Here is a 13,295-nt window from a genome sequence, read left to right as displayed (position 1 = left end):
ACTAATTCAATTATTGAACTACAATTTTCTTAATTTCTTTTCTAGCTCCATCTTGAACAGTTACAAGATAAACTCCAGATTGAACATTACTTAATTGTAAATTCTCATTAAACAAGCCACTATTTGTGTAAGATTTCGAATAAATTTCTCTACCTCTAATATCATGAACATTCACTTTAATTTCTCCAGAGTTAGAAGCAAACTGAATGTTAAAATTACCATTATTTGGATTTGGATAAATAATCAAATCTGAAATTTTAATTTCATTATCATCAATACTTAATGGCTGAATTGTACAGATATTCAAACTCCAACTATTAAGTGATCCTCCGTCCTGGTTAAAACTATCTAAAATTCTTAAAGTCCATGTTCCTGTTGAACTTTGTCCATTAAATGCCGATAATAATTGAGATGACCTAACCGTTCCTGAAATACCTGGATTAGTCCCACAAACAACATTAGAACCAGAATCGTCAAAAGTAGCATTAATGTTTAAAATACTAGCACTTGTACAAGGCTGAGCAAACAATTGAACTTGAGTTCCTGAAGGCGAAATTAAAGTTGCCGTCATATCATTAATCCATGTATGAGAAACATTCATTGTTATATTAACATCACTTATTACGCCACCTGATGGTATATTTAAAGTGGAGTTAATTGTTACATTAGCAGTTGTAGGAATTGTTAATGGAACATTTGTTGAAGCCACCGTACCAGGACAACTAACAACCCCTGTTGTAAATCTATATTCAGGACTAAAAGTTCCACTACAAGCAGAATTCTTAGGTAGAACTCTCCAATAATATGTTGTTCCTTCTAAAAGCCCTGAAACAGCATAACTAGTTGTTGTTGAATTACCACTTGAAATAACATTAGTAAAAGCCAAATCGGTTGCAACTTGAACATCATACGATGTAGCATTACTATCTGCTACCCAAGTTAAGTTTAAACTTATCCCTTGACCTACAGAGTTATTCGCTGGAGAACTCAAAGTTGTTGCAGCAAAATTTGAACTTAACAAATCAAAATAAAATGGCGCTGTTTTAGTCACAGCTCCAGAAGTAGCGGTTACGTTAAGTCTGTAAAAACCTGGTGTTACGCCTGTTGTATTTGATACAGTCATAGTAACATTACCTGAAGCAGAGATAGATGCAGGTGAAAACACAACCGTTGTTCCAGGCGGATTTCCAGTAACACTAAATGTAGTTAATCCACTAAATCCTGCTAAAGCATCATATTTAATTGTATAGGAAACAGAAGATCCTTGACAAATAGCTTTGTTTTGCTCTCCTTCAAGTCCATTAAATGAAATTGCCATTGTACTTGCAGGAGCAGTAATTGTAAAATTAGTATTGGAAACATCAAAAAATATGTTATCCCATCCTTTTACCATAATTCTATTAGTTGTTCCTGCATTATTAGGAACTGTAATTGTCTCAGTACCATCATTAGGAACTTTACTTGCTAACAAAATTGGAAAACTTGTTCCTCCGTTAGTAGATAAATAAATATCAACAAATTTTGCATTTACACCATTTACATCGGTTCCAGCAACATTCCACGTAACATTTTGATTTGTTCCTGCCTGCCATGACACTACTGTATTAGGCACATTTACTACAAAAGGTCCTGCCACTCCATCAACTGTTACTTTCATTTCATCAGTAGCTGCTTGACCAACACCCGAATTATTATCTCTAACGGTCAATGAAAAGTTTAAATCTCTCGCTACTGAAGGACAAACCTCCCAAGTATTAGAAGTAGCTCCCGTTAATACAGTAGCCATACTTGGCATATATCTTATAGGTGAAGAAGTACCCCAAATAGATCTAAACATAGGCCCTGCAACTCTAGTAGCAACTGGAGCTGCCGTAGTATTAGGATTTTGCGGGTCATTTTGCTCCCAAGTATAAGTTACAGGATCACTTTCAGGATCTGTTCCTTGTCCGACTAACATAAACGCTGTTGATCTTGGAATTACATAATCTCTACCAGCATTAGCTGTTGGAGGATTATTAGTTAAATTAGTCATTGGTAAAGTTGGTTGACTTACACCAAACTTTACATTCTCCATGATGTCTCTAATATTTACATACGCGAAATAAGCATCACTGGCTCCTTGAACGTTAGTATTACAAATACCTGCATATGCCATAATTGTTGAACCAGAACCAGGTTCAACTTCTGTTAAACCACTTCCTGAACGACATCCTGAACTACTTTGAGTATGATATCCTCCAAATTGATGACCCATTTCATGAGCTACATAGTCAATATCAAAAGGATCTCCAGTAGGATTTGCACGACCTGTCATACCCGTACCTTTATGAAACCCCCCAAAAGGATCATTACTTGTACTACAAACACAGCCTATACACCCTGCATTACCTCCACCAGAAGTGTTAAAATTATGACCGATATCATAATTATTAAATCCGATATTAGCATCTATAGTAACACCTGTTTGATTGTTAAACTCTCCATTCCAAGGATCAGAATTTGTAGCTCCAATGTAAATTACCGCATCATTATTAGCCACAAAAATCATAGTAATCGCTAAATCATTTTCATAAACACCATTTACACGAGTCATCGTGATTGCCATTTGGGCTTGAACTCTGGCTTTTTGAGTAGCAACAGGATCTGCAGTATTTCCTCTAAATAAATTACCATATTCTGCAGTACATGATTGTGCTAATCTATAAGTTCTCAATACTCTATCATCTGTATCAGCTCTAAACATAGCATTTGCTCTTCTGTCAGTCTCTAAAGACGGTAAATGAGCTCCTTCTGACGTTAAACATTCAAAAGATTGCCCATCACCAATAAGACTTTCTCTGTTATAGATTATATAGTTTTGAGTATCCTCCGTAAAAGGATCAATAAAAGCAGTACTTTTTCCTGCAGACAAAGTCATACTATGTAGACCAAATTCTGTAACAGAAAATCTTGCAGTAGCAGTAACATCATCAATACCTTTTCCAACATATGATTTTATAGTTGGAAATTTCACTGCTAATCCAGGCTCCATAATAGGTGTTTCTAATACTCGGAAACTTTCTAGTTGTCCATCTGCATTTGGCAACTGAATAATAACATTTGAAATACCATGAAATTCTCCTCTGACTGGAGCATTTCTTAATTGATTTTTCAAATTTTGAAGATCTAATTTCCATAATTTGTACTCCTGTGGAAAAGAAGCTCTTTTAACTTTTGGTTGATTCTCAATAGAATTTTCATCTATTTGCTGCCACAAAGATTTGTTTTGCGCCTTTAAAACAAAGGAAGAAAATACCAAAACAACAATTAGTAATAGTTTTTTCATTGGGGTTAAGTTTATGATTAATAAACAAATATAAATTTTTTTATTAATTTTTTAACATAATAGCAAAAAAAAGAGAAGACTTTCGTCTTCTCTTCAATTAAATATAGAATGTTTTATAATTACTGAACCACAATCTTCTTTGTTTCTTTAATAGAACCATCTTCTACAGTTACTAAATAAACTCCAGATTGAACATTGCTCAATTGTAAATTTTCATTGAATAACCCGTTATTTGTATAAGATTTCGAGTAAATTTCTCTTCCTCTAATATCATGAACGTTTACTTTAATCTCATTTCCTGAAGTAGAAGTAAATTGAATATTAAAGTTTCCATTATTAGGGTTTGGATATAAAGTAAAGTTCTCTAATCCAAATGATTCAGATGATAACGTAACTGTTTGAGAACAAATCTCAATAGACCAAGAGTCTACCTGACCTATATCACCATTATAACCATCTCTCGCTAATAAAGTCCATACTCCATTAGATGACTTACCATTAAAAACAGATAAAGGACTAGAAGGCGCGAAAGTACCTGTCATATTTGCAGCACAAGAAAACACAGCAGATCCATCATTTAAAGTAACATTAAAGTTATCATTCCCTGCGCAAGCTCTATTCCAAACCAAAACTTGAGTAGCATCTGGATGATTAATTGCAATTTGTAAATCTTGTGGATAAGTATGCGTTACATCCAAACCAATATTAACATCTGAAATTGTAGCAGTTGTTGGAACATTTATTGTATTAGAAACAACAGCTCCATAAACATTAGCACCTGTACCATCAGGGATCGCCAAAACATTATTATTTGCATAAGTATTACAAGTTGTTGTAACCGTATAACCTAAAGCAAAATTAGGAGAAACTGCATAAAAAATGTTCCCAACGGCTTCAACAAGAATTCTACAATTTACAGCCGGTGTAGCTGGCATAGTTACAACTTGAGTACCGTCATTTGGTGTATTAGCTAACAAAGTTGAAAAGGTAACTCCATTATCTGTTGATAATAAAATATTAACATTTGCTGTGTTAATTCCATTACCAGTAGTACCAGCAACATTCCAAGTTATAGTTTGAGAACTATTAGTATTCCAAGATGCATTTGCAGCAGGACTTGTTACTGTAAACGGACCAGCAGCAGCAACAGTTGTTACTGTCATATTTGCTCTTGCTGTTTGTCCTCCAGTTGGCGTTTGATTATCTCTAACTGTCAATGCGAAATTTAATGTTCTACCAATTGTAGGGGTTACTTCCCAAGTTGGAGCTAAATTACCAGATAAAACACTTTGGAAATTTGGTAAATATCTTTTGTTAGAAGTCGTTGGATTTAAAGATCTGTAAACAGGACCTGTTGTTTGAGTAGATGTCGGAAAATTTGTTCCAGCAGCTGCATTTGTTTGCTCCCAACAATAAGTTAAAGAAGCCCCAGCATTAGCGTCTGTTGCATTTCCAGTTAATACAAAAGCAGTTCCTTGTGGAATTGTATAATTTGTTAATGCAGATATAACAGGAGGATTATTTCCATTAGCTGCTTGAGGAGCACAGTTTCCAGAACCAATCATTACCGCATTCATGCTTGCAATACTTACTGCATGAAAATAAGCATCTGAGTTTGACTGAACATTTTCTTCACAAATTCCAGCATATGCCATAATAGTAGAACCACTTCCAGGCTCAACAGAATTTGCAGGACTATTATTACCAGAATCACAATTTCCTGCAGTATCGTCATTAGAGCTAAAAGTATGTGGTCCTCCAAATTGGTGCCCCATTTCGTGCGCTACATAATCAATATCATAAGGATCTCCTACTGGAGAAGGCGAACCTGTAATCCCACGAGCTTTATTCGCATTATTACAAACAACCCCTAATCCAGCTAAACCACCACCACCAGTACTCACTGTATGTCCGATATCATAATTAGCAGAACCTATAGCACCATTTATAACCGTTTGACTTTCATTAATTAATGCTCCAGCATTGGTATTTGAAAATGAATCAGTATCAACAAAAATTATCACATCATTATTGGCAACTAAATTCATTCTTAGAGACATATCTCTTTCATAAACACCATTAACACGTGTCATTGTAACATTCATTGCAGCAAGAACAGCTGCTTTTCTTGCAGCTACAGAACCGCCTGTTAAACCGGCTGCTGCAACATGAAATGCCGCATATTCAATTGTACAAGCCATTGCCAATCTGTATTGTCTAAAAATACCATCAGTAGCTAAAATTTGATTTTCTACTGCACTTCTATTTTGCTCTGCAATCTCCTCGTGATTATCTTGAAAATGACAAGCAAAAGTTCTAACTGCATAAAGATCTTTTCTACTGTAAACAATGTAGTTATTCAAATCTTTAGTATAGGTATCAATATAATATGTTCCTTCATTTCCAGAAGTAGACATAACGTGTAATCCAAAAAGCGTAACACTAAATCTTAATTTAACAGTAGGGTCATCAATACCTACAGCAGCATATGATTTTATATCTGGATATCTATCAGCAAGCCCTTTTTCCATGATTGGCGCCTCATAAACTCTAAATCTAGAAAGCTCCCCTTTTGAATTTGGAAAATTTACAATCGTGTTAGAAAAAGTACCTTCGGTATCAATTGGAGCTCCAACCAAAGACTGTTTGAAAGCATTTAAATCTAAATGCATAATTTGATAAACCGACGGCACAGATGCTCTCTCCATCTTTACAAGACCACCCAGTTTCTCTTCAGAAGTTTTAGTCCAAAAATTACCTTGTCCAAAACTTAAATTTGAAAACAGGATAATCGATAAAAAAAATTGTAATTTTTTTTTCATTTTATAGTTAATTATTTGGTTAATAAACAAATGTATAAATAATTTGTTAAATCACAAAAAAAAGAGAAAGCTATCGCTTTCTCTTTTTATAATTAACATAGTTTATAATTTATTCTATTATAATTTTCTTTGTAGTTTTTCTAGAACCATCTTGAATTTTTACTAAATAAACTCCAGATTCAACATTGTCTAACTGTATTGATTCGTTGAATAATCCATTATTTTGATACTGTTTATCAAAGATAACCCTTCCTCTTAAATCAAACACAACTACATTAACTTTCTCCGATGATGGAGTAAACTGTACATTGAAAGTTCCATTATTTGGATTAGGATATAAACCTATTTCATTAAACTCAAAACTATCTGTTGGTAAACTTTGTTGTCTAGCAAAAGAATAAACCCCTTGAATTCCACCAGTAAATGTGGCAGTTAAAGTAACTCCAGTTCCAAAAGAACCAATTGTTACTGGCTGAATTTCTCTTGTAATACCATCTCTTACCACATACAATAATGATCTGTTATTTCCTGTTGCAGCTTCCCAACCAGCAATTTCTGCAGCTGTAAAATAGAAAGTAATTGTAGTGTTACCACTTACATTATTTGCTGGAGTAATTGTAAATTGTTTTGACATTGCAAAATCAACAGCGTTTGTTGAAGTTCCATATTGTAAAGCACTTGTTCCTGCTCTCGTAACAGAAGAAACTGTACAACCATAATTTGAAGCATCATTCAAAGTAACAACATTTGATAAATCTCTTGTAGTAGCATCTTTGAAAGCAGTTGTTCCTGCTCCTGAAAGCAAGCTACTCATAGCTGTAGGAGTATTCACGTTAGTTTCAATTGTAGTAACAATATCAGACGTAACCGAAACATCATCTAACATAAACACAAACTCATCCGATGAAACACACTGAATTGCAATGTAAACATTTTGATTATTGTAAGCACTTAAATTATATGTGTACTCTGTCCAAGTTAGAGGCGGAACAATGTAAGGACCCGCTGAAAGTTGTGTAAAGCTAGCAGTATTAGTATTAGTCGTAGAAATTAAAACTCTAAAACGCTCACCACCATTATAGTTATCCGTTAAACTTTTTGCCCAAAATTTTAACTGAGAATTTGTTCCTAAAGAAATTTGCGGTGTAATAGCCCAATCATTATTTGCAAAAGGCGCTACACTTTCATTATAACAATAATACCCTTTATTTCCTGAATGAGCATCATAACCCCCACCTGCAGCACTAGGAGTAGTAGCTGAAGGATTAAAAACAATGTACGACCCTGTATATCCTTCATTAGGAAAATTATAAGTATCATCTGGATAAGTTGGATTCACGTCTAAATCATAAGTTGTCCAACCTCCAACATTTCCTAATGTAAAGTCTGTGTAGGTTTCAAAACCTTCAGAAAATATTTGTTGTCCTAAAACGGTAGCAGCCACTGCTGTATCGTCATTTAGAATAGTCATGTTGAATTTAGTTCCTTCGTAAGGGTTTGCAGTTGCATTTCCTCCATTAGGATTTACTGAAAAAGTAATAATTAAATCTTCGTTTGGTTCAACAGAAGCATCATTTAGAACTCTAAAAATAAAATTTTGATCTGTTGTTGAACCAGAATTAAATGTTACCGATGGTGTCATTATTTGTATATCAGAAGCATTTGCAACAGATAAAGCATCAACACTGAAAGTTACAAGAGCATTTGCAGAAGCAGCTTTACTAATACTAACTGGCACTGTAAATTCTGTATATCCACAACCATTACCTTCAACTACAGATTTTACAATTCTTGAACCACATGCAACCCTTTTAAATTGTATATATGGAGGCTGAGTAGTTGGCTCACAAACTGTCGACACTAACAAATCATCTCTTCTTGGAGAATTCATTAACACTGCCAACATTCTATCTTTCTGATTTTGAGTAAAGATATTCATACAACCATCATCTGAATAGTCCATATAATTTTCAATCTGCCTTGTATTTCCACACTGAACTGGAGCATTACATCCACCAGTACCGACACCAGCATAATAATCAGCATCACAATTAGGTGTGTCAGCACAAAAATCATCTACAGTACAATCTCCATCACCCCAAGTATGACGTAATCCAAACATATGACCTACCTCGTGAGTCATTGTTCTTCCTTTGTCATATTGAGTTCCTGCATATGTTCCCGCAGGGAAAATAGTTCTAGACCCCCAAGTATTATAATTACAAACAACACCGTCAGTAGTTGCATCTCCACCACCTAAATCATCTACACATGGATCTGTTCCCATACCAGCTAATCCAGAACCTGAAGGAAACTGAGCATAACCTAGAGTAGATGCCATGCCTCCACCAAATGCAAAAGTCCACATATTTAAATATTTTGTTGGATCCCAAATAGTAGCCGTTTTAGCAGTTTGAATAGCTGCCATAGACGTATAACTAGCAACACCTCTATTTACCCTGTCAATCCCTGTTGTAGGATTTCCATTTGGGTCTACTTGAGCCAAACAAAACTCAATTGTTGTGTCAACACCAGCACCAAAACCAGGAGTTCCAGACATTCTTCTAAAATCTTGATTGAATACCGTAATTTGAGACAAAACTTGACCATTAGCAATATTTTCATTACTTCCTACAGCATCTCCGTTATGAATTACGTGCACTACTACAGGAATTCTAATTACCGATGGTAATCTTCCTGCTAATCTTAATCTTTTAATCTCTTCTATCTTTGGAGCCAACCAAGCTTCAAAAGCGTCATCTGAAGCGGCCACACCTCTACTTTGTCTATCTTTTTGGTATTCAACAGTAGCACATCTTACAACTCCATTTGGAGCAAAAGTTCTTGCTCTAGCAACTGAAGTTTCAAAATCATCTTGCGAATGATTTGTTGAAGGCAAGCTTTTTTGACCAAAAGCAAAACAACCAGAAAGAGCAATAACTGCAATTAGTAAATTTTTCTTCATTTTTAGGTTAATTAAATATTAATGTTTAACAAATGTATCAAAAAAAAACAATTTTTTCTTTTTTTGTTACTTTTTTCAACAGATAAGAAATTATCTTTGCAAGCTAATCTGTACCATATTGAAAATTTACAAATCCATAAACGAAGTTTTAACTCCAAAAAAAACCATAATCACCATTGGCACTTATGACGGCGTTCATCTTGGACATAAATCTATTTTGGAAAAAATGAAAAACGCAACTCTTGAAAATATTTACGAAAGTGTTGTTTTGACTTTTTTCCCACACCCTAGAATGGTTTTACAACAAGATTCATCTATCAAACTATTAAATACGATTGATGAAAAAGCAACGCTACTGGAAAAATTTGGAATAGACAATCTAATTATTCATCCGTTTGATGAAGCTTTCTCTAATTTAACTGCCGAGGAATTTGTTAAAGAAATTTTAGTTGACAAATTAAATATTCATAAAATCATCATTGGACATGACCATCGTTTTGGCAAAAACAGAAGCGCCGACATTAATGATTTGATTTCTTTTGGAAAAAAATATGATTTTGAAGTAGAACAAATTAGCGCTAAAGAAATTGATGAAATAGCAATAAGTTCGACCAAAATAAGAAAGGCTTTATTAGAAGGCAATATTAAATTAGCCAATGAATATTTAGGTTATCCTTATTTTATTTCAGGAAAAGTAATTGAGGGTAAAAAAATCGGAAGAACAATCGGATTTCCTACTGCCAACATTTTATTATCTGAAAACTACAAACTACTTCCTAAAAACGGGGTTTATGTCGTCTCAAGTTTTATAAAAAACGAGTTGCGTTATGGTATGATGAATATTGGTAATAATCCAACTTTAGGCGAAAATGAACAATCAATTGAAGTTCACTTGTTTGAACTAAACAAAGATATTTACAACGAAAATTTACGAATATCAATTCTGGAACACATACGAGAAGAACATAAATTCAATTCGATAACTGAATTACAAGTCCAACTTGAAAAAGATAAAACCTTTTCACTAGACTTTATTAAAAACATGAAATGAAATCGATATTCCAAGCAATAGACAACAGTCCGTTAATTGTTTTCCGAATATTTTTTGGATTTTTAGTTGCTTGTGAAAGCTTTGGTGCCATACTTACAGGCTGGGTAAAACGTGTTTTAATTGACCCTGAATTTACATTTTCATTTATCGGTTTAGAATGGCTTCAACCTTTACCTGGTTTTGGAATGTACTGCTACTTTTCTTTAATGGGCATTTTCGGATTAGCCATCATGTTAGGATATCGTTACCGAATAGCGATTATTTCCTATACGATTATGTGGGCGGGTGTGTATTTCATGCAGAAATCATCTTACAATAACCATTACTATTTATTACTTCTCATCAGTTTTTTGCTAATTTTTCTTCCAGCAAATCGATACGCTTCTTTAGATGTGAAACAAAATCGAGTTTCAGAAGAAAGAATAATGCCTTATTGGATAAGCTTACTCTTTATCATTCAAGTTGGAATTGTATATGTTTATGCTGCTGTTGCTAAATTTTATCCAGACTGGCTAGACGGCACATTTACGCGTAACTTATTGGTTAGTTCTACTGAAATAATTGCCTTGAAAAAACTGTTTCTTCAAAAATGGTTTTATCTGTTCATTGCTTACATGGGAATTCTCTTTGATTTGTTAATTGTACCGATGTTACTATTTAAAAAAACTAGAATAGTAGCTTTACTAGCGTCATTAACTTTTCATATTTTTAATGCCGTATTTTTAGAAATTGGTGTTTTTCCTTTTTTTGCCTTAACTTTTGCTTTGTTTTTTTACGAACCCGAAACCATTAGGAGAATATTTCTTAAAAAGAAAACAAGTGTTGAAAATGAAAATGTAAACCAAAATTTCTACGGAAAAAGAATTGTTTACTTTTTGATGATTCCTTATTTAATTATTCAACTTTTACTCCCACTTCGTCATCACTTTATTGAAGGCGATGTACTTTGGACAGAAGAAGGCCATCGATTAAGTTGGCGCATGATGTTGAGAGAACGTAGTGGTTACATTGTTATTCGCATTAAGGATTTAGAAACTGATGATGAATCATTTTATGATTATAGCAAAAATCTAACAGATAATCAAGCGTATAACTTGGCCACAAAACCCGATTTTATTTGGCAATACTGCCAACGAATAAAAAAAGAATACCAAGGAAAACAAATAGCAATTTACATCGATTGTAAAAACAGCATCAATAGAAAAGAACTAAAAACTTTAATTGACCCAAAATTTGATATGGCTAAGGCAGAATGGGATTATTTTGGACATAATGAGTGGATTGTTCTTTATTAAAACTGAATAAATATTTATATTAGTATTACTAATTTTCATAGGGCCTACATGGAATATATATGGGACATGTATGGGATATGTATGAGAGTGAGATGGAACAAAACACAAAGATTCTCAACAAAAAATCCCGATTTACATCGGGATTTCGTTTTATTTATTCATTTCTGTAAAATACTTGTAGAATAATGGAATGGTTTCAATTCCTTTTAAATAATTGAAAACTCCAAAATGCTCGTTTGGTGAGTGAATGGCATCGCTATCTAACCCAAAGCCCATTAAAATAGTTTTACTCTTTAATTCCTTCTCAAATAACGCTACAATTGGAATACTTCCACCTGAACGAACCGGAATTGCAGGAACACCAAAAGTTTCAGTATAGGCTTTGTTTGCTGCTCTATAACCAACACTATCAATCGGTGTAACATAACCTTGTCCACCATGATGTGGTTTTACCACCACTTTTACTGATTTAGGAGCAATACTTTCGAAATGTTTTTTGAATAATTCCGTGATTTCTTCCCAATCTTGGTTAGGCACTAAACGCATTGAAATTTTCGCAAAAGCTTTACTTGCGATAACCGTTTTAGCTCCTTCTCCAGTATAGCCACCCCAAATTCCATTCACATCTAAAGTTGGACGAATTGAATTTCTTTCATTGGTAACATAACCTGCTTCACCATGAACTTCTTCGATATCTAAAGCTTTTTTATATTTCTCTAATGAGAACGGCGCTTTTGCCATTTCGGCTCTTTCATCAGCAGATAATTCTTCTACTTTATCGTAAAAACCAGGAATGGTAATATGATTGTTTTCATCATGTAACGAAGCAATCATTTTGGTTAATACATTAATTGGATTCGCTACTGCTCCACCATATAATCCTGAATGCAAATCTCTATTTGGCCCTGTAACTTCAACTTCAACATAACTCAAACCTCTTAAACCTGTTGTAATAGAAGGTTGTTGATTAGAAATCATTCCGGTATCCGAAATCAAAATCACATCATTTGCTAATTTTTCTTGATTTCTTTCTACAAACCATCCTAAACTTTTTGAACCTACTTCTTCCTCGCCTTCAATCATGAATTTCACATTACATGGCAAGCAATTGTTTTGAATCATGTATTCAAACGCTTTCACGTGCATGTACATTTGACCTTTGTCATCGCATGCACCACGAGCAAAAATAGCTCCTTCAGGATGAATTTCTGTAGTTTTGATTACTGGTTCAAAAGGTGGTGATGTCCATAATTCCATTGGATCTGGTGGTTGCACATCGTAATGTCCATAAACCAAAACCGTTGGTAAGTTTTTATCGATAATTTTTTCTCCGTAAACAATAGGATAACCTGGTGTTTCGCAAAGTTCTACAAAATCGCAACCTGCTTTTTCTAGACTAGCTTTAACTGCTTCGGCTGTTAATACTACATCATGAGCATAAGCGCTATCTGCACTTACAGAAGGGATTTTTAAAAGTTCGATTAATTCGTTTAAAAAACGTTCTTTATTTTCTTGAACGTATTGTTTTATATTGTCCATTGTGATTGTTTGATAAAGTTCAAAAATACGAAATTGATTTTAAATGAAATAAAAAAAGCCCAATCTTTAATCGATTGGGCTTTTCAAAAAATATTATTTTTATTAATAAATTACTTTCTTCGTAATTACTTGACCGTTTGACAATGTTGTTTTCACTAATAAAGCTTGGTTTGATTTCACTATTTTAGAAACAACAACTTCATCTTGATTAGTAACTGTTTGTTGGTGTAATTTTCTTCCTAAAACATCAAAAACAACTACTTCTGAAATTAACGCTGAAGAATTTAAAACAATTCCA

At 33.8% G+C, this 13,295-nt stretch carries 7 protein-coding genes; 2 read left to right on the top strand and 5 right to left on the bottom strand.

Annotated elements, in window-relative coordinates:
- Positions 1 to 10 precede the first annotated feature (10 nt).
- The 3 genes from C8D80_RS08525 to C8D80_RS08515 all read right to left on the bottom strand — a co-directional run bounded on the left by C8D80_RS08525 (position 11) and on the right by C8D80_RS08515 (position 9,112).
- On the bottom strand, positions 11 to 3,325 hold the full coding sequence (locus tag C8D80_RS08525; RefSeq protein WP_133609340.1) for a zinc-dependent metalloprotease: 3,315 nt from the start codon (positions 3,323 to 3,325) through the stop codon (positions 11 to 13).
- Positions 3,326 to 3,444: 119 nt separating this feature from the next.
- Positions 3,445 to 6,147, bottom strand: coding sequence for a reprolysin-like metallopeptidase (locus tag C8D80_RS08520; protein WP_133609338.1), 2,703 nt, complete (start codon positions 6,145 to 6,147; stop codon positions 3,445 to 3,447).
- A 109-nt stretch (positions 6,148 to 6,256) separates the two neighbouring features.
- Positions 6,257 to 9,112 (bottom strand): T9SS-dependent choice-of-anchor J family protein, encoded by a 2,856-nt coding sequence (locus C8D80_RS08515; RefSeq protein WP_133609336.1) that lies wholly within the window; start codon positions 9,110 to 9,112, stop codon positions 6,257 to 6,259.
- Positions 9,113 to 9,230: 118 nt separating this feature from the next.
- On the opposite strand from C8D80_RS08515, the gene C8D80_RS08510 reads away from it, so the two are divergent.
- Together C8D80_RS08510 and C8D80_RS08505 are read left to right on the top strand one after the other, a co-directional pair.
- Positions 9,231 to 10,163, top strand: coding sequence for a bifunctional riboflavin kinase/FAD synthetase (locus C8D80_RS08510; RefSeq protein ID WP_133609334.1), 933 nt, complete (start codon positions 9,231 to 9,233; stop codon positions 10,161 to 10,163).
- Positions 10,160 to 11,458 (top strand): HTTM domain-containing protein, encoded by a 1,299-nt coding sequence (locus tag C8D80_RS08505; RefSeq protein ID WP_133609332.1) that lies wholly within the window; start codon positions 10,160 to 10,162, stop codon positions 11,456 to 11,458. The genes C8D80_RS08510 and C8D80_RS08505 overlap by 4 nt, the downstream gene beginning before the upstream one ends.
- A 150-nt stretch (positions 11,459 to 11,608) precedes the next feature.
- Here C8D80_RS08505 and C8D80_RS08500 read toward each other — a convergent pair whose 3' ends face one another.
- Complete coding sequence (locus C8D80_RS08500; RefSeq protein WP_133609330.1) at positions 11,609 to 12,997, bottom strand: dipeptidase; 1,389 nt, start codon at positions 12,995 to 12,997, stop codon at positions 11,609 to 11,611.
- Positions 12,998 to 13,099: 102 nt separating this feature from the next.
- Positions 13,100 to 13,295: T9SS sorting signal type C domain-containing protein (locus tag C8D80_RS12770; protein WP_162845051.1), on the bottom strand; the 196-nt coding region annotated here is incomplete at its 5' end.

The sequence above is a fragment of the Flavobacterium cheniae genome, from assembly GCF_004363695.1.
GTDB lineage: Bacteria > Bacteroidota > Bacteroidia > Flavobacteriales > Flavobacteriaceae > Flavobacterium > Flavobacterium cheniae.
This window is presented reverse-complemented; position numbering and strand designations above follow the sequence as displayed.

Coding starts and splice junctions, on each gene's coding strand:
- C8D80_RS08505 (WP_133609332.1), top strand. CDS start 10,160: ATGAAATCGATATTCCAAGCAATAGACAACAGTCCGTTAATTGTTTTC.
- C8D80_RS08525 (WP_133609340.1), bottom strand. CDS start 3,325: ATGAAAAAACTATTACTAATTGTTGTTTTGGTATTTTCTTCCTTTGTT.
- C8D80_RS08500 (WP_133609330.1), bottom strand. CDS start 12,997: ATGGACAATATAAAACAATACGTTCAAGAAAATAAAGAACGTTTTTTA.
- C8D80_RS08520 (WP_133609338.1), bottom strand. CDS start 6,147: ATGAAAAAAAAATTACAATTTTTTTTATCGATTATCCTGTTTTCAAAT.
- C8D80_RS08515 (WP_133609336.1), bottom strand. CDS start 9,112: ATGAAGAAAAATTTACTAATTGCAGTTATTGCTCTTTCTGGTTGTTTT.